Raw genomic sequence first — 18,571 nt, 5'->3', positions numbered from 1 at the left:
AACGCTAAATCCGACTCGAAATCTGTGCACTGACCCTAAATTATATTGCCTTGCAGTATAACCGTTTCCATTCAGCATGGAAACCGATTATCCATTTAACAGCCAATAGACATTTCAGCCATTAAGATGTGATGTAAATCTAATTAATACCGCCGGAAATCGTCACACATTGACGGGCATCACAGTTCTCTTTTCTTTGAATGGAAAACGGTTTCCATATGATATCCAATCATCCTGGCAATAACTTTTTACATTCTGCTTAGCGAAAAATGCGATCCGTTGCGGAAGAAACATAACGGTATAAGCCTATGTTCATAAAAGGTTGCAGCACGCGACATTTTCATCGGACCTGTTAATACAAGGGGTTACGAGATGTAATGTAGCGATAACGTACTTGATGATGATCTATCGCCGCCGCGGCGATACATAAAAAGGTGTTCATATGAGTTCCTTATATCAATCAATGATTGCCGCTATCGAACAATCGATTACCCCACTGGCTGGGCGTTTAGGGCAACAAAAGTATGTGATCGCTATCCGCGATGGCTTTACCGCCGCTCTCCCCTTTATGATCATCGGCTCGTTTATGTTGGTGTTTATTTTCCCCCCCTTCTCCGCCAATACCACCGTCGGGTTTGCGCGCGCCTGGTTGGACTTTTCTATCACCTATCGCGAACAATTGATGCTGCCTTTCGAGTTGAGCATGGGCGTGATGACATTTTTCATCTCCGTAGGTGTGGGGGCCAGCCTGGGACGACAGCTTCAACTCGATTCCGTGATGTCTGGCCTGTTGGCATTTATGGCTTTCCTGCTCGTCGCGGCGCCTTACGCAGATGACAAAATTTCTACCGAGTATCTGTCAGGGCAAGGCATCTTTACCGCCTTACTGACGTCTATCTACGCCACTCGCGTTTATGCCGCCCTGAAGCAGCACAAGATTACGATTCGCCTGCCGAAAGAGGTGCCAACGGGAGTCGCCCGCTCATTTGAAATTCTCATTCCCGTGTTAGTGATTGTCGCCACACTGCATCCACTTAACCTCTTCGTTGAGGCGCAAACAGGGATGATCATTCCCGAAGCGATTATGCACCTGCTGGCACCGCTGGTTTCCGCCTCAGATTCTCTGCCCGCTATTCTGCTGTCCGTGCTGCTGTGCCAGCTTTTCTGGTTTTCGGGTATCCACGGTTCGCTGATTGTCACGGGCATCATGAATCCATTCTGGATGACTAATCTGGCCGTGAATCAGGCCGCGCTGGCGGCAGGCGAAGTATTGCCGCATATCTATTTACAGGGATTTTGGGATCACTATCTGCTAATCGGTGGCGTCGGCTCAACGTTGCCTTTGGCATTTCTGCTGTTACGCAGCAAAGTCTCGCACTTGCGTACCATCGGCAGAATGGGTGTTGTACCGAGCTTCTTCAACATCAACGAGCCGATCATGTTCGGCGCACCGATCATCATGAACCCGATGCTGTTTCTCCCTTTCGTCTTCGTACCTATGATCAATGCCGTACTGGCGTACACGGCAACCAAAATGGGCTGGCTGGCACAGGTCGTATCGCTCACACCCTGGACGACACCGGCTCCCATTGGCGCATCGTGGGCAGCAAACTGGAGTTTCAGCCCGCTGATCATGTGCCTGCTGTGTATGGTGTTTTCCGCGCTAATGTATTTACCGTTCCTGCGTGCCTATGAACGTACGCTAATGAAAACTGAGGAACAAAAAATACAGAGCGATCTGTCATTAATTAAACCAGCAAAGAGTAATTAATTCGGTTAGATAAAAAGAGTAAATAACAGCGAGGAAGCGTTCAGGATAAATATATTTCCATTTTCCGCCTTAGATAGCATTAAAGAATGCGGCATAAGAGACATAACTATTGTCGCTAATATTCAGTTAAATAAAAAATAGGTTCTATGATGATTACATTAGAAGATGCAGTAATGGAAATTATCGTCAATGCTGGGCAGTCGCGCAGTCTGTGTTTTGAAGCACTGCATGCAGCAAGAAAAGGCGATATTGATGAAGCTAAAAATTTGTTGAAGGAAGCCGATGGCTATGCACGTAAAGCGCATCATATGCAAACCCAGTTGATCGAGCAGGATGCAGGGGAAGCCAGACAACCGATGACATTAATTATGGTTCATGCTCAAGATCATTTAATGACATCGCTACTTGCTCGCGAATTATCAGAAGAAATTATTCATCTTTATCAACGGCAATAATGCAAATAATGAATGCCTCTTGAAAGGAGGAGCGATTACGTCAGTTATTTAATTACGTCATGCTGTTAAAAAAATAACAATCACCTTGTTCTGAGCGTCGCATCATTATTACGCCAATCAGAGCGGGATGGTTATTGTCTGAAAATAACTTACCGAATTGAGATGACTATGACAAATTGCAAAAAACTTCCCGTTACGCTGGCGGTACTGGCTGCCCTTTGCTCCGGTTCCGCGCTCGCACAAGAAACGATTACTCAGGAACAATTAGACCGAATTGTTGCTCAGGCAGTGGAAAAAGCGCTGGCAGAGCGTCAGGCCAAGTTAGACGCGATTGCCAGCAAGCAAGTCGATCCTCTGACAACACCTGAGGCACCAAAAACCCCTGACATGGCGATACCCTATGGCGTCGAATTCACCGGTTATGCACGTTACGGCGCGCAATTCCAGAGCGGTGACCAGAAATATGTTGCGGTTGACGGTTCCTACAACGGGGGTTCCGCGCTGGGTCGTCTGGGTAATGAAGGCAACGGCGGTGAATTTCAACTTTCCAAGGCATTCAAGAGTGACAACGGCGCAATCTGGGATGTCGTCGTGATGATCGACCACTGGGGTGATGAGGTTAATCTGAAGAAGGCCTATGCGGGCGTTACTAACCTTTTCGCCTCTCAGCCAAATGCCTACCTGTGGGCCGGTCGTGATTTCCATCAGCGTCCACAGCAGGGTATCAACGACTACTTCTGGATGAACCACGACGGTCAGGGCGCGGGGATAAAGAATTTTGATCTCGGCGGTATTCAATTTGATGTCGCGGCCGTCGCGGCCGTGGAATCCTGTAACCCTGAAATAATCACGAATAATGCGAACCCTTCACGCATCAGCTGTACTGGCAGTTCTGGTACGGGTGATAAAGGCAATTACGCGCTGACGTCCAAAGTTCATGGCATCAAGCTGGGGCCGTTGGACCTCGCTCTGTACGCAAACTACGGTTTTGATTCAAAAGCAGTGGATAACAATGCGCGTCTGAAAGCCTGGCAAGGCGGCGCGGTCCTGAGCCACACGGGGAAAAATAGCCTCAATCAGTTTATCACTCGCTATTCGAACAATGCGGATAACAGCGTTTACAACAAAACGGACAACCTGAAAACCTTCTATGCCAGCTTTGAAGGCAAATACAAATTCACGCCGCAAACGCAGGTCGAATATCTGCTGGCCTACCACGACTACTCGAATGACTCAGCCAGTCAGGACGATCGTCGTAACTACAATGCCATCGTTCGCCCGATGTATTTCTGGAATGATGTGCATTCCACCTGGCTTGAAGCAGGCTATCAGCATGTAGATTACGGTCAGGGAGGTGATAACAAAGGATGGAAACTGACGCTTTCCCAGAATGTCTCGATCGCCATGGGACCGGAGTTCAGACCGATGCTGCGCTTCTATGTCACCGGCGGTGAAGTGGATAACAAGCACACCGCGCGGACAACGACCGGCGTCAACACGCAGCTGGATTCGTTCAACGTTGGGGCAATGTGGGAAGCCTGGTTCTAATCACATAAATTCAGGGAGACCGCGTGGTCTCCCTGAGTATGGAAAGCATTTCTTAAGCGATACGTTTTTTCACTCGTTAACTTAAATCTTCACGCGTTAAGCCAAAATGCCGATAGGCGTGCTGCGTCGCCATTCGACCACGCGGTGTACGCTGAATAAATCCTTGTTGAATAAGAAACGGTTCCAATACATCTTCGATAGTTTCGCGCTCTTCGCCAATCGCGGCGGCCAAATTGTCCAGCCCGACAGGGCCGCCCATGAATTTATCGATGATCGCCAACAGCAGCTTACGATCCATGTAGTCAAAACCTTCGGTATCCACCGCCAGCATATCCAACGCCTGCGTCGCTACGGCTCCGGTAATCGCACCTTCCGATTTAACCTCAGAGAAATCACGTACCCGGCGCAACAGCCGGTTAGCAATACGCGGCGTGCCACGCGCACGACGAGCCACTTCAAGGGAACCTTCCGGTGTCAGATCCAGCCCCAGGCACTGTGCGCTGCGGCCAACGATATACTGTAAATCCGCCACATTATAAAATTCCAGACGCTGCACGATGCCAAAACGATCGCGCAGCGGCGAGGTTAACGACCCCGCACGCGTCGTTGCGCCAATCAGCGTGAAAGGAGGTAAATCGAGCTTAATTGAGCGGGCCGCTGGCCCCTCGCCGATCATGATATCCAGTTGATAATCTTCCATCGCCGGATACAGCACTTCTTCCACCACGGGCGACAAACGATGAATTTCATCGATAAACAAGACATCATGCGGCTCGAGATTGGTCAACAACGCAGCAAGATCGCCCGCTTTTTCCAACACCGGGCCCGACGTTGTGCGCATGTTCACGCCCATCTCATTGGCGACAATATTCGCCAACGTCGTTTTACCCAAGCCGGGAGGACCAAAAATTAGCAGATGATCCAGCGCATCCCCACGTTTGCGAGCGGCTTGAATGAAAATTTCCATCTGCTCACGCACCTGTGGCTGGCCCACATACTCTTTCAGCAGCTTAGGGCGCATCGCGCGGTCGAGAAATTCTTCTTCGGGAATAGCGTCAGCGGAAATTAAACGATCGGCTTCTATCATGAATACCTCACAGCGCTGCGCGCAGTGCATCCCTGATCAGGGTTTCACAGTCAGCATCAGGACGCGCGATCTTGGAAATCATACGGCTGGCTTCCTGCGGCTTATAGCCCAGCGCCACCAGCGCCGCGGCAGCTTCCGATTCGGGATCGCTGGCACGGCTTTCTGCGCTAGCTGGCGATGCCAACGGAATATCGCTGACCGGATTAAACAGATCGCCGCTCAAGCCCTTGAAGCGATCTTTCATTTCCACCACCAGCCGTTCTGCCGTTTTCTTACCGACGCCAGGGAGTTTAACCAACGCACCGATCTCTTCACGCTCGACCGCACTGACAAACTGCGGCGCGGACATGCCAGAGAGAATCGCCAGCGCCAGCTTAGGCCCAACGCCGTTCACTTTAATCAGCTCGCGGAACAGTGCCCTCTCCTGCTTATCATTAAAGCCGTACAGCAATTGCGCATCTTCGCGAACCACAAACTGGGTAAAAATAATCGCTTCCTGATTGAGTTCAGGAAGCTCGTAAAAGCACGTCATCGGCATATGGACTTCATAACCCACACCGTTAGCTTCTATCAGCACCTGCGGTGGCTGTTTTTCCAGAATAATGCCTCTGAGACGACCTATCACGTTGCGCTTCCTTTTACGTAGGGAATGAATGGCTTGAAGTATGACGAGTATATAACATAAAAAAGGCTGGATGAATATCCAGCCTCCTGTTTCAACGCAGTCGTCCTGCCAGCGGGTTAACTTTCGCCGCCGCAGTTCGCAGCAGGCTCTGATTAAAGTGGCAATGTGTAATGGCAATCGCCAAGGCATCTGCGGCATCTGCCTGCGGACTAGCCGACAGTTTCAGCAATGAGCGAACCATATGCTGCACCTGCTTTTTATCCGCCGCACCTGTTCCTACCACGGTTTGCTTGACCAACCGCGCCGCGTATTCAAACACGGGCAGATCCTGATTCACGCCGGCGACGATAGCCACACCGCGTGCCTGCCCCAGCTTCAAAGCCGAATCCGGGTTTTTCGCCATGAAAACTTGCTCAATCGCCATACAGTCTGGCCGAAATTGCGTAATGATTTCACTGACGCCCGCATAAATCAGCTTCAACCGCGTGGGCATGTCATCCACCACGGTACGAATGCAACCACTACCGAGATACGTCAGATGCCGTCCCTGCTGGCGGATAATGCCATAACCCGTGACGCGCGAACCGGGGTCAATGCCGACTATTATTGTCATAGTGCTACGATTGTCATAGTGCTACGATCATCATCATGCTGCTCCGCCGATTCGCCCGTGTAGATAGTCGTTTCTATTTAGCATTACCGAGCGGCCGTTACAGCAGTTCAGCCACCTCATCGGAGATCTCACCGTTATGGTAAACCTCCTGCACATCGTCGCAGTCTTCCAGCATGTCGATCAGACGCATCAGCTTCGGTGCCGTTTCTGCATCCATATCCGCCTTGGTTGACGGAATCATGGACACTTCAGCCGCTTCGGCTTTCAGGCCAGCCGCATCCAACGCATCTTTCACGTTACCGAACGTTTCCCACGGCGTGAAGACGTCAATCGCACCGTCGTCATACGTCACAACATCATCAGCACCGGCTTCTAGCGCCGCATCCATCACCGCATCTTCATCCAGACCCGGCGCATAAGAAATGACGCCTTTCTTGGTGAAGAGGTATGACACGGAACCATCAGTCCCCAGATTACCGCCGGTTTTGGTAAACGCATGACGCACCTCGGAAACGGTACGGTTGCGGTTGTCACTCAGGCATTCCACCATGACAGCCGTGCCACCCGGTCCGTAACCTTCATAAATGATGGTTTCCATGTTGGCATCATCGTCACCGCCGACACCACGAGCAATGGCGCGATTCAGCGTATCGCGCGTCATGTTGTTGGACAGTGCTTTATCGATCGCTGCGCGCAGACGTGGGTTAGACCCAGGATCGCCGCCACCCAGACGGGCTGCGGTAACCAGTTCGCGGATAATCTTGGTAAAGATCTTACCGCGCTTGGCATCCTGTGCTGCTTTACGATGCTTTGTGTTAGCCCACTTACTATGACCTGCCATAAAAATCTCCGAAAAAAGCCTGTTCAGGCCGGATAAATAACAAACTCTTCAATCGCCTGCCGATTGCTCCAGGACTTAGTTAACTGTGCCGCATGGGGCACATCCAGCCACTGGTAAGCAAGATGCTCGGATAATTGCACCTCGCGCTCAGCAGGTAACGCAAGGCAATACCAATGTTCGGTATTGTGCGTGACCCCCGGCGCATAGCGACGTCTCAAATGAGCAAATAGCTCAAACTCAATACAGCGCTGACAGTCAAAGAGTGATAACGCTTCAGCGGATATATCAATGTTAACTTCTTCTTTGACTTCACGCTGTGCAGCATACGGCGCACTTTCCCCTTCTTCTATACTCCCCGTCACGGATTGCCAGAATTCAGGATCGTCGCGCCGTTGCAGCATCAGCACTCGCCCAGTGTCACGGGCATAAATCACCACCAACACCGAAACGGGTCGCTTATATACCATCTTATTCGTTCTCGGATTTTCCATCCTGAGCCGCTTTCCCTTTCACAACAACCGCAATCGCAAGCTCTTCCAGCGAGGCCGGGTTGGCGAAGCTTGGCGCTTCCGTCATCAGGCACGCCGCCGCCGTTGTTTTCGGGAAGGCGATAACGTCACGAATGTTATCGGTACCCGTCAGCAACATCACCAGACGGTCAAGGCCAAACGCCAGACCCGCGTGCGGTGGTGTACCGTATTTCAGCGCGTCCAACAGGAAGCCAAATTTCTCACGCTGTTCTTGCTCGGTAATGCCCAGAATACCGAACACCGTTTGCTGCATTTCACCACTGTGAATACGCACGGAACCGCCGCCCACTTCATAACCGTTAATCACCATGTCATAGGCGTTGGCGATCGCCGCCACTGGATTGGCTGACAGTTCTGAAGGCAACATGTCACGCGGCGCGGTAAACGGATGGTGCATCGCGGCCAGCCCACCTTCGCCATCTTCCTCAAACATAGGGAAATCAACCACCCACAGTGGTTCCCAACTATCGTCTTTCGTCAAGCCCAGATCGCGACCCAGTTTAAGGCGCAGCGCGCCCAGCGCATCAGTCACCACTTTCGCGCTGTCCGCACCGAAGAACAGAATGTCACCATCTTGCGCCGCTGTGCGTTCCAACAATGCAGACAGCCTGTCTTCATTCAGGAATTTTGCGACCGGACTTTGAACGCCTTCCAGTCCTTTGGCACGCTCGTTGACCTTGATATAAGCCAAACCTTTCGCGCCATAAATTTCAATAAACTTGCCGTATTCATCAATCTGCTTACGGCTCAGCTGTGCGCCGCCCGGTACGCGGATAGCGGCAACGCGACCTTTGGCATCGTTTGCCGGGCCGGAGAACACTTTAAAGTCAATGTCTTTAACCAGATCGGCAACGTCAACCAGCTCCAGCGGGTTGCGCAGATCTGGCTTGTCGGAACCAAAACGACGCATGGCCTCTGCGAACGTCATGATCGGGAAATCGCCCAGATCGACGCCTTTCACATCCAGCCACAACTCACGCACCAGTTTCTCCATCACTTCACGCACCTGTGGCGCAGTCATGAAAGAGGTTTCCACATCGATCTGAGTAAATTCAGGCTGTCTGTCGGCGCGCAGGTCTTCATCACGGAAGCATTTGACGATCTGATAGTAACGGTCAAAACCAGACATCATCAGCAACTGTTTGAACAGCTGTGGGGACTGCGGCAGCGCATAAAATTTGCCTTTATGTACGCGGCTCGGCACCAGATAGTCACGCGCGCCTTCCGGCGTCGCTTTCGTCAACATCGGCGTTTCAATGTCCAGAAAACCGTGATCGTCCATAAAGCGGCGAACAAAACTGGTGATGCGAGCACGCGTTTTCAGGCGTTGCGCCATTTCTGGGCGACGCAAATCCAGATAGCGGAATTTGAGACGCGCTTCTTCGGTGTTGGTTTGGTTGGAATCCAGCGGCAATGCCTCAGAACGGTTAACGATCGTCAGAGCATTAGCAAAAATCTCGACTTCGCCCGTCGCCATATCTTTGTTGATTTGGCTTTCTGGACGTGCACGTACTACACCGGTAAGTTGGATACAGAACTCGTTACGCAACTCGGATGCCAGTTTAAATGCGTCCTGACGATCCGGGTCAAAGAACACTTGAACCAGCCCTTCACGGTCACGCATATCAATAAAAATCAAACCACCCAGATCGCGGCGGCGGTTAACCCAACCGCACAATGTCACTTCCTGGCCCACATGGGACGAATTCAACTGCCCGCAATAATTAGTACGCATCACGATGTCCTTTTACTCATCCGCCAGCTCACACGTTTTCACGGTAGATCACGCTTCACGGTAGATCACAATGCAAAAACCGTGGCATTTTCGCTGCGCGGTATGGTTTTTCTGGGTTACTGTTCGGTGAAAAAAGGCGGCTATTATAAAGGATAATAGCGCGGACGATAAGTATGAAGGTAACGCTCTACGATGCAGGTGCCTACTCTTTTTACGAAATTTCTCTGCTGGTTAACGAAATGTTCACCGATCAGGACAGTGTTGTTGCAAAACACGGCACCATAACGTCCAAAGGCATCACTTCTCAGCAATGTCGACGTGAAGCCACTTCCGTTTTCCCCCTCCCAGCCCATCGCGCAAGGATTTGTGGAAACCCGCCTTCCCTTTTAATAAAACCTGCTAAAGTTAATAAGTAACTCATTATTTTTATAAAAATTTTAATAAAAAGCGCTTTCCCATTATTGGCCAATGCGTATGATTTACATGGAGAACAGCTATGTATTCATTTGTTGCCCGTCAGCCTATCTTAAATCAGCACCTACAAACCGTTGCCTACGAGCTACTTTTTCGCATGGACATCACCAATAAATTTCCTGATGTCAGCCCTGAATTTGCGACTGCACAGCTTATTTCCGATCAGTTCTTGACCAACCCACTGACAAAATCTGTCGTGGAACAACCTTACTATATTAATTTTCCCCATCAGATGCTGATCAATGGCCAGGCCGAAGTATTGCCACAGGAAAAGGTCGTGATTGAAATCCTTGAAAATGCGATACCCAATAATGATCTCTTTGCTGCTGTAAAAAAGCTAAAAAGAAAGGGCTTCAGAATTGCACTTGATGATTTTTCGATGGATTCAGAATGGGATCGCTTTTTGCCTTACACGGATATCATCAAATTTGATTTGACCCAGTCGACGTTTGATGAAATTGAAAAATTCATCAAAAGAACAGCACCGCGCAAGTTAACCTACCTGGCGGAAAAAGTAGAGACACATGAGCAATATCTGCAAAGCAAAAAGCTGGGAATCTCACTTTTTCAGGGATATTTCTTCAGTCGTCCTGAAATGATTAAGTCGAAAAAATTAGTTAATAACTCCAGCAACACCGTCAGGTTGCTGAGAGAAGTCAATAAACCTGAGATCAACTATGCCACGATCGAAGAATTGGTCTGCGCCGATCTGTCGCTTTATTATAAGTTGATGCGCCATATCACCAATATCAAATACAATACCCGCTTTGGCATCACCGCGACCTCGATGTCGTTTCGTTCGATGGCAATGCTGCTTGGGCAGCGTGAACTTAAACGTTTTGTCTCATTAATTAGCATTACCAACAGTAATGAAAATAAACCCAGCGAGCTTTATCGTACCAGCTTAATTCGCGCCAGATTTTTTGAATTATTGTATGCCTCCTTTAATGTGAAGGAAGATACCACTGAAGCGTTTCTATGCGGATTATTATCGCTGCTTGATGCCGTACTCGATTCCCCCATGCCGCTGCTGCTTTCACAAATCGCGCTATCCGAAAAAATTAACCAGAGCTTATTAGAAAACACCGGCGAACTGGCAATTTATCTGACGTTAATTGCTAAATACGAACAGCAAGAATGGGAAGAACTTGAACACCTCTTAAACCAGTTAGGTGTCGATGAAGAAAACTTCTTTACCATGATAATGGAGGCCACACAGTGGGCGGATGAGATTTTATAAACGATTTCCCTCAACTCACTCGCGCTCCCCTGTCGATTACGCAATAATGGCAAACATCCTATTGAGGCTCAATGATGTGATGGTGCAGTAGATGTACATCGGATTACCACAATGGCAGCACCCTGCGTGGAGTCGGCTGGGGTTAAACGACCTTGCCGACTACAGCCGTTATTTTACCTGTGTTGAAGGTAACACGACCTTTTATGCGTTACCTTCGCGCGAGATTGTCGGGCGCTGGCGTGATATGACGCATGATAACTTCCGCTTTTGCTTCAAATTTCCCTCAACGATCAGCCATAAAGCAGCCTTGCAAAACTGTGATAGCGATGTTGCCCTTTTTTATCAATGCCTTGAGCCGATTGAGCACCGTATCGGACAGCTATGGCTACAGCTTCCTGCCGTCTTCAGCCCCGCACAATTGCCCATTTTGTGGCGCTTTCTTGAGGCCTTACCGCAGGAATTTAGCTACGGCGTGGAAGTGCGCCACCCGCTATTTTTTGCTAAAGGTGATGAGGAACGTGCGCTCAATCAGGGGCTACAGCAGCGCGGCGTCAATCGCGTGATTTTAGACAGCCGCCCAGTTCATCACGCCGCACCAGATAGTGCCGCTATGCGTGAGGCACAGCGTAAAAAGCCGCGCGTACCGGTACACGCCGTACTGACCGCCACGCAGCCGCTGATCCGCTTTATTGGCAGTGAAACACAGGAAGAAAACCTGCGCTGGTTCGAGTCATGGCGTAATAAGCTGCCGCAGTGGCCTGAGGCAAATCCCTTCTTCTTTATTCACACGCCGGATATTGGTGATGCCCCACCGCTAGCACAACGGCTTTGGCCATTACTCGCCGAGATCGACCCAACATTGCCACCGCAACCGGATTGGCCGCAGCAGGCAACGCTTTTTTGATCCAGTAAACAGGGGATGTGTTAGTTCGTTTAGTTATAAACACTCCCTCAACGTAACCCATTTCCGCTAAAAAAATTGGGCTTTACAGGCGACAGGTGCGCCAGGTAAAGCTATTATTCTGCAAGCCGTTTTCGGTTAGGTCACGGAGTAAAAAATGGTAAGTGCGCTCTATATCGTGCTCGGCGCAATCTTGTTGATAAAGCTGTCTATTGATGTTGTAAAACTGAGAATGCAGTATCGCGTGGCGTATGGCGACGGTGGATTTTATGAGTTACAAACCGCAATCCGAGTACATGGCAATGCGGTGGAATATATTCCGATTGCGGCGATTTTGCTGGTGCTGATGGAAATGAATGGCGCGCTTATCATCATGATCCACTTTTGCGGCATTTTATTGATCGCCGGGCGCTTAGTTCACTACTACGGCCTTCGGCATCGCGAATTCCGCTGGCGACGTTCAGGTATGGCAGCAACCTATGCCTCACTCATTCTGATGATTGCAGCAAACCTCTATTACCTTCCTTGGGATCTGGTTTTCACGCTGTATTGATATCGTGAGACAAAAATAATACCCGCCGTTCTCGGGCGCACAGACATAATGCGTCCGGGAATCAAAAACCGCGTCCACATGTGGAAGGCGAAGATCATATACCCTAAATAATTCGAGTTTCAGGCAGGCGGCAAGCGAGTGAGTCCCGATGAGCTTACTCAAGTAAGTGATTCGGGTGAGTAAGCGCAGCCAACGCACATGCAACTTGAAGTATGACGGGTATGGCGTATTCTGCTAGAATACGCGCCTCTTTATTACTCTCAGTGCACTTTCTGCCATGCCAAACCGCGATATGCTTTTTTCTGTGCCAATTGCCAATTTAGGCGACTGGACATTCGATGAACGCGTTGCCGACGTATTTCCCGATATGATCCAACGTTCTGTACCCGGTTATTCCAACATCATTTCGATGATTGGTATGCTGGCAGAGCGATTCGCCCGCCCGGATAGCCTTGTCTACGATCTAGGGTGTTCGCTAGGCGCAGCCACGCTATCTATGCGACGTAATATCCACGTTCCGGGTTGCAAAATTATCGCGGTAGATAATTCTCCGGCAATGGTGAAACGCTGCCGTAGCCACATTGATGCTTTCCGCTCCAATACCCCTGTCGAGATTGTCGAAGCCGACATCCTGAATATTGATATTGAAAATGCTTCCATGGTTGTGCTGAATTTCACCCTTCAATTTCTGGAACCGTCTCAGCGTCAGGTGCTTATCGAGCGTATTTATCAGGGATTAAATCCCGGCGGCGTTCTGGTGCTTTCTGAGAAGTTCAATTTTGCAGACAAAGACGTCGGTGAATTGCTGTTCAATATGCATCTCGATTTCAAACGAGCCAATGGTTACAGCGAGTTAGAAATCAGTCAGAAACGCAGTATGCTGGAAAACGTCATGCTGACCGACTCGGTAGAAACTCATAAGGCGCGACTGGCAGATGCTGGCTTTGAACACAGCGAAGTGTGGTTTCAGTGTTTTAATTTTGGTTCGTTATTAGCCGTGAAAGCAGAGGAAAAGGCGTGATCGATTTCGGCAATTTTTATCAGCAAATCGCAAAGGGTCCGCTCAGCCACTGGCTTAATACGCTACCTTCACAGCTCAGCAGTTGGCAGCAAGAATCCTTACACGGTAAGTTCAAGTTATGGTTTAACTCGTTGGAACATCTCCCCTCGCTGACGCCGACCTCGCTGGATTTGAACGATAGCGTCACCGCGCGCGTGGAACCCGATATTTCCATCGGCCAGCGTGAAGGCATTGAAAAACTGCTGCGTAACCTGATGCCCTGGCGTAAAGGCCCGTTTTCGCTTTACGGCGTGGATATCAACACGGAATGGCGTTCAGATTGGAAATGGCAGCGCGTTCTGCCGCACATCAGCCCGCTGAAGAATCGCCTCATTCTGGATGTAGGCTGTGGTAGCGGCTATCACCTGTGGCGGATGGTCGGAGAAGGCGCCACGATGGCAGTCGGTATCGATCCCATGCAGCTGTTCTTATGTCAGTTTGAAGCCGTGCGCAAGCTGCTCGGTGACGATCAGCGCGCGCACGTTCTACCGCTCGGCATTGAACAACTTCCTGAACTTGCGGCTTTCGATACCGTATTTTCCATGGGTGTACTGTACCATCGTCGTTCCCCACTCGATCATCTGTGGCAATTGAAAAACCAACTGGTGGCAGGCGGCGAGCTGGTGCTGGAAACGCTGGTCATTGAAGGTGATGAGAATCAGGTGTTAGTGCCAGGAGAACGTTACGCGCAAATGCGCAATGTGTACTTCATTCCGTCCGCTGCGGCCTTAACAACGTGGCTTGAGAAATGTGGGTTCGTTAATGTCCGTATCGTCGATAGTTGTGTCACCACGACGCAGGAACAACGCCGGACAGACTGGATGATCACGGAGTCGCTGGCCGAATTTCTCGATCCAGAAGATCCAACGAAAACGGTAGAAGGCTACCCTGCGCCAGTACGGGCGGTATTGGTTGCCAATAAACCGGGTACCTATCAGCCCTAAATGACTGCACTCAATAAAAAAAGCCCCAGTAAGACACTGGGGCTTGGTACTTGCCATGCAAACCTGATGGTATGCGGCGCGGCAAAATTGAAGAATGACGATGGGGTGTTTATCGCAATACAGTCTATTCCTATACTGTGAAATTTCTTACGTCATGACGCGCACTGCGTTTCACGGTCTGGGCTGACCGCCCGCTTCATTGCTGCGACCACGTCGCCATCCACACAGTACTGACTAAATTCATCTAACTCCGCGTCAGAACACATCGACACACCGATCTTGCGATAACGCATAGGAGATGGGGCCCACTGCCCAGCAGAGCTATGCAACTCCCGGATACCCGCTTGCTGAAATTTATGCACGTTGGTTAACCGCACGCCGGAACCCGCCATAATAATAGGACCGCGACTGGCCTGCGTTAGTTCACGTAACAGTCGTAATCCATTTTCCGCAGTCTGCTGCTGCCCAGAACTCAATATGCGCGATACGCCAAGATCGGTAAGTTGTTCTAATGCAATATAAGGGTTCAGGCACATATCAAATGCTCGATGGAAGGTGACTGCCATCCCCTGCGCCACCGCCATGATTTCGCGCATTTTGGGCAAATCAATGTGCCCTTCCTCATTGAGTACGCCGACAACGACGCCGGGAAATCCCATCTCGCGAATCTGCTCAATGTCATACTTGATAGCAGCAAACTCCGTCGGGCTGTAGCAAAAATCCCCTCCTCTCGGGCGTACAATAGGGTGAACAGGAATCGCGACCTTTTCGCTGGCACCACGCAGCGCACCATAGGATGGCGTTAATCCCCCCTCTCGCTGTCCTGCGCAGAGTTCAATTCTGTCGGCCCCAGACTGCGCTGCCGTTATCGCACAATCAACGCTATAACAGCATACTTCCAGTTTCGTCATCGCGACTCCTCCATATAAACTCCCAGACTCTTTTTCTTAATCATCGAAAATCGACGAATCATCACGCCGATTAAAGTCATAACTATGGCATTCACATTCATATCGTGAGGAGACAGGAGTCACAATGAACACGATACATTAGCGAAATAAACATGACATAAACCACAATTTTATTAATATGTTCTACAGCAAAAGCAATTGGCATGAATAACGCGATATCGCATTTTATCTTTCAGCCATGGTTATCTTTCTGATTACCTTATGTTCAGGTTATTTACTATTTTCTTTCTATAGAGGAGAGCTTTCACTCGCGACAACATCTCGTATATCACATGGGTGAAATTTTATTGTCACTTTCCCATTGGTTATCGCCAATGTTGGGTTAGGCATTCGTTCTTTTTCGCCTTGCGGAGAGCTAAATTTAAGTTTGATACCCGGTGTACGCAATGCGTCATCAGACAAGCAGGCTAGCGCACGCTGATGCAGCGTCTCCGCATCGCCAGGCAGTACCAGTTCTACATGCTCCCAGCCTTCATGGGGATAGTACTTCTCTCCTGGCCACGGCAGCTCAATACACGTAATCTGCCAAGGACCAATCAGGATGGCTTTATCCAGTATAAACAAGCAGATTGGACGACCATTGATACGGTTTTCAGACAACAAAGTGCCCGCTTTTAGTAACGCCGTTTTCCATGATTCAGCCGTCGTATTCTGATGGCAACGCAAAGAAATATGGTCAGCCTGAAATGCATGTAAATCCAACTGAAGTGCACCAGCGAATTCCTGTAGTTCTTGCTCAAAACGCGCTAAATCTGTTATCAAATCATCGGGCAACATATCAGGTAAGGCTCCTCACAGCATCTCACATATCAACGGCTATTCACGCAGTGAGAATATCACATTCATAACATTTTCTAATTAAATTATACGTCCCTCGCGAATGTATTGACTTACCCTGTTTCCACATAAAACGCATTAAATGCAAAGAAAAGAAAATCATGTCACTCAGTTAATAAACGGCAATGTTTTTTACCTGACGTTAATTTGAGATACTTTTCGCAATCTATTCTGGGAAGAATCTTAAATAAGACCTAGCCCATTGAGTATTAGAATGAAAAAGTATAAATTAGGGAATCAAATAATAACGCAGAGATATCACTATGGTTTTACTCATTATATCTATCGTGCTTATTGCTATTGCGGCATATGCTATTTTTCGTCATTTTAAAACCAGAGACTCACATAAAATTGGTGTAAATAATCGTTCAAGAAAACGTTAAGAGCGCGACTTCTATTTATTTTCATTCTGCCTAACGTTACTTTCTCTTTTTTCGTGTTCTCCTTGTTTATTTTTTCATATCCCCCTCTTTTTTCATCTCTCGCTCGGCAGGCATTTTTCATCTGAATATCTCTCAGTTCCCCCCTGCCCGTCTGCTGACGGGGAAAGGCAAATATGGTATAAGCAAGGCTTGATTTTTTATTTAAGGTAAACCGGTGAATATTCAGGCTCTTCTCTCCGAAAAAGTCAGCCAGGCGTTAACTGCGGCAGGCGCGCCAGCAGACAGCGAAGCTCAGATCCGCCAGTCGGCAAAAGCACAGTTTGGTGATTACCAGGCTAATGGCGTCATGGCCGTGGCAAAAAAACTAGGCATGCCGCCGAGACAATTGGCCGAAAAAGTCGTCCAGCTTTTGGAACTGGAGGGCGTTGCGGAAAAAACAGAAATCGCAGGCCCGGGATTTATTAATATTTTTCTCGATAAGCAGTGGGTTGCGAGCCAGGTTGAGAACGCCCTGAATGCACCAAAACTGGGTTTAACGCCCGTTGAACCACAAACGATCGTGATTGACTACTCCGCCCCCAACGTCGCGAAGGAAATGCACGTCGGCCATCTACGCTCAACCATTATTGGTGATGCAGCCGCCCGTACGCTGGAGTTTTTAGGCCACAATATCATTCGCGCTAATCACGTTGGCGATTGGGGTACGCAGTTCGGCATGCTGATTGCGTACCTTGAAAAAATGCAAAACGAAAGCGCCAGCGAAATGGATCTGTCCGATCTCGAAGCGTTTTATCGTGAAGCAAAGAAACACTACGATGAAGATGCTGATTTCGCCGAACGCGCACGCGGTTACGTAGTGAAATTACAGGGTGGCGACGAATATTGCCGTCAGATGTGGCGTAAGCTCGTCGATATCACTATGACGCAGAACCAGATCAACTATGAACGTCTTAATGTCACGCTGACTAAACAGGATGTGATGGGTGAAAGCCTGTATAACAGTATGCTGCCGGGCATCGTTGCCGATCTGAAAGCGAAAGGTTTAGCGGTTGAAAGCGAAGGTGCAACGGTGGTTTTCCTTGATGAATATAAAAACAAGGAAGGCGAACCGATGGGCGTCATCATCCAGAAAAAGGATGGTGGCTACCTCTACACCACGACAGATATCGCCTGTGCCAAATACCGTTATGAAACCCTGAACGCCGATCGTGTGCTTTACTATATCGATTCTCGCCAGCATCAGCATTTGATGCAAGCTTGGACCATCGTGCGTAAAGCTGGCTACGTGCCTGACTCTGTCAGCCTGGAACACCATATGTTCGGTATGATGCTGGGCAAAGACGGTAAACCATTCAAAACACGTGCAGGTGGAACGATCAAGCTGTCCGAACTGTTGGACGAAGCCTACGATCGCGCACTGAAACTCATCACAGAAAAAAATCCACAGATGGAAAGCGATGAGTTAGAAACATTGGCGAAAGTGGTTTCTATCGGCGCCATTAAATATGCCGACCTGTCGAAGAGCCGCACCACAGATTACGTTTTTGATTGGGACAACATGCTGGCGTTTGAGGGCAATACCGCGCCTTATATGCAATACGCCTATACACGTGTCGCGTCCATTTTCAAGCGAGCAGGAATACAGGAAGACACCTTAACGCAGCCGATTACGCTGAGCGATGAGCGTGAGTTTGCGCTTGCCACACGCCTGCTGCAATTTGAAGAAACCATCACCTCCGTCGCCCGTGAAGGCACGCCGCATGTGATGTGTAGCTATCTGTACGACCTGGCTGGCCTGTTCTCTGGTTTTTACGAGCACTGCCCGATTCTTAATGCTGAAAATGACAACGTGCGTCAGAGCCGTCTGAGACTGGCGCTGCTTACAGCGAAAACGCTGAAGCAAGGTCTGGATACACTAGGTATCGAAACCGTCGAGAAGATGTAATTCTGCCATCAACGGACAACAAAAACGCCATGGATGCAGTATCCATGGCGTTTTTTTT

Annotated in this window: 18 protein-coding genes; 10 read left to right on the top strand and 8 right to left on the bottom strand. The window is 49.3% G+C overall.

Annotated elements, in window-relative coordinates; genetic code table 11:
- The first annotated feature begins 442 nt into the window (after positions 1 to 442).
- From A6301_RS00090 to A6301_RS00080, 3 genes are all read left to right on the top strand, one after another.
- Positions 443 to 1,771, top strand: coding sequence for a PTS sugar transporter subunit IIC (locus A6301_RS00090; protein WP_234256818.1), 1,329 nt, complete (start codon positions 443 to 445; stop codon positions 1,769 to 1,771).
- Positions 1,772 to 1,920: 149 nt separating this feature from the next.
- On the top strand, positions 1,921 to 2,226 hold the full coding sequence (locus A6301_RS00085) for a PTS lactose/cellobiose transporter subunit IIA (protein ID WP_107170664.1): 306 nt from the start codon (positions 1,921 to 1,923) through the stop codon (positions 2,224 to 2,226).
- 168 nt (positions 2,227 to 2,394) lie between these two features.
- Positions 2,395 to 3,774 carry a carbohydrate porin gene (locus A6301_RS00080; protein ID WP_107170689.1) on the top strand — a complete coding sequence of 460 codons (1,380 nt, stop codon included), beginning with the start codon at positions 2,395 to 2,397 and terminating at the stop codon, positions 3,772 to 3,774.
- 76 nt (positions 3,775 to 3,850) lie between these two features.
- On the opposite strand, the gene ruvB is transcribed toward A6301_RS00080, so the two are convergent.
- From ruvB to aspS, 6 genes are all read right to left on the bottom strand, one after another.
- A complete protein-coding gene (ruvB, locus tag A6301_RS00075) occupies positions 3,851 to 4,861 on the bottom strand; it encodes a Holliday junction branch migration DNA helicase RuvB (protein ID WP_107170690.1) in 1,011 nt (336 codons plus the stop codon).
- 7 nt (positions 4,862 to 4,868) lie between these two features.
- Positions 4,869 to 5,486, bottom strand: a complete 618-nt coding sequence (gene ruvA / locus A6301_RS00070) for a Holliday junction branch migration protein RuvA (protein ID WP_107170665.1) — start codon at positions 5,484 to 5,486, stop codon at positions 4,869 to 4,871.
- A 91-nt stretch (positions 5,487 to 5,577) separates the two neighbouring features.
- Positions 5,578 to 6,099: a crossover junction endodeoxyribonuclease RuvC gene (gene ruvC, locus A6301_RS00065; protein WP_107170666.1), complete on the bottom strand. Its 522-nt coding sequence runs from the start codon at positions 6,097 to 6,099 to the stop codon at positions 5,578 to 5,580.
- A gap of 97 nt (positions 6,100 to 6,196) precedes the next feature.
- Positions 6,197 to 6,940 (bottom strand): YebC/PmpR family DNA-binding transcriptional regulator, encoded by a 744-nt coding sequence (locus A6301_RS00060; RefSeq protein WP_107170667.1) that lies wholly within the window; start codon positions 6,938 to 6,940, stop codon positions 6,197 to 6,199.
- Positions 6,941 to 6,963: 23 nt separating this feature from the next.
- Positions 6,964 to 7,407, bottom strand: coding sequence for a dihydroneopterin triphosphate diphosphatase (gene nudB / locus A6301_RS00055; protein ID WP_005967739.1), 444 nt, complete (start codon positions 7,405 to 7,407; stop codon positions 6,964 to 6,966).
- Between the two features lies 1 nt (position 7,408).
- The gene (gene aspS, locus A6301_RS00050) at positions 7,409 to 9,205 is read right to left on the bottom strand and encodes an aspartate--tRNA ligase (RefSeq protein ID WP_234256817.1); all 1,797 of its coding nucleotides are present in this window, start codon (positions 9,203 to 9,205) and stop codon (positions 7,409 to 7,411) included.
- Positions 9,206 to 9,378: 173 nt separating this feature from the next.
- Here aspS and A6301_RS00045 point away from each other — a divergent pair, with 173 nt between their 5' ends.
- The 6 genes from A6301_RS00045 (at position 9,379) to cmoB (ending at position 14,377) form a co-directional block, all read left to right on the top strand.
- Positions 9,379 to 9,621: a hypothetical protein gene (locus A6301_RS00045; RefSeq protein ID WP_133169878.1), complete on the top strand. Its 243-nt coding sequence runs from the start codon at positions 9,379 to 9,381 to the stop codon at positions 9,619 to 9,621.
- Between the two features lie 80 nt (positions 9,622 to 9,701).
- Positions 9,702 to 10,919 (top strand): EAL and HDOD domain-containing protein, encoded by a 1,218-nt coding sequence (locus A6301_RS00040; RefSeq protein ID WP_234256816.1) that lies wholly within the window; start codon positions 9,702 to 9,704, stop codon positions 10,917 to 10,919.
- A gap of 91 nt (positions 10,920 to 11,010) precedes the next feature.
- Positions 11,011 to 11,823, top strand: a complete 813-nt coding sequence (locus A6301_RS00035) for a DUF72 domain-containing protein (protein ID WP_107170670.1) — start codon at positions 11,011 to 11,013, stop codon at positions 11,821 to 11,823.
- Positions 11,824 to 11,977: 154 nt separating this feature from the next.
- On the top strand, positions 11,978 to 12,373 hold the full coding sequence (locus A6301_RS00030) for an MAPEG family protein (protein WP_010275916.1): 396 nt from the start codon (positions 11,978 to 11,980) through the stop codon (positions 12,371 to 12,373).
- A 277-nt stretch (positions 12,374 to 12,650) separates the two neighbouring features.
- Entirely contained in the window at positions 12,651 to 13,394 is a 744-nt protein-coding gene (cmoA, locus tag A6301_RS00025) for a carboxy-S-adenosyl-L-methionine synthase CmoA (protein WP_107170671.1), read from the top strand.
- On the top strand, positions 13,391 to 14,377 hold the full coding sequence (gene cmoB / locus A6301_RS00020) for a tRNA 5-methoxyuridine(34)/uridine 5-oxyacetic acid(34) synthase CmoB (RefSeq protein WP_215483713.1): 987 nt from the start codon (positions 13,391 to 13,393) through the stop codon (positions 14,375 to 14,377). The genes cmoA and cmoB overlap by 4 nt, the downstream gene beginning before the upstream one ends.
- Before the next feature lie 152 nt (positions 14,378 to 14,529).
- Here cmoB and cutC read toward each other — a convergent pair whose 3' ends face one another.
- Both cutC and A6301_RS00010 read right to left on the bottom strand, forming a co-directional pair.
- On the bottom strand, positions 14,530 to 15,288 hold the full coding sequence (cutC, locus tag A6301_RS00015; RefSeq protein ID WP_107170673.1) for a copper homeostasis protein CutC: 759 nt from the start codon (positions 15,286 to 15,288) through the stop codon (positions 14,530 to 14,532).
- A 288-nt stretch (positions 15,289 to 15,576) separates the two neighbouring features.
- Positions 15,577 to 16,125: a VOC family protein gene (locus A6301_RS00010; protein ID WP_107170674.1), complete on the bottom strand. Its 549-nt coding sequence runs from the start codon at positions 16,123 to 16,125 to the stop codon at positions 15,577 to 15,579.
- 657 nt (positions 16,126 to 16,782) lie between these two features.
- Between A6301_RS00010 and argS the strand changes: the two genes are divergently transcribed.
- Positions 16,783 to 18,513, top strand: a complete 1,731-nt coding sequence (gene argS, locus A6301_RS00005; protein WP_234256815.1) for an arginine--tRNA ligase — start codon at positions 16,783 to 16,785, stop codon at positions 18,511 to 18,513.
- Positions 18,514 to 18,571 lie beyond the last annotated feature (58 nt).

The sequence above is a fragment of the Pectobacterium sp. IFB5596 genome (assembly GCF_021432585.1).
Taxonomy (GTDB): Bacteria; Pseudomonadota; Gammaproteobacteria; order Enterobacterales; family Enterobacteriaceae; genus Pectobacterium; species Pectobacterium punjabense.
Note: the sequence above shows the minus strand (reverse complement) of the source record. Positions and strands in the feature narration are given on the sequence as shown.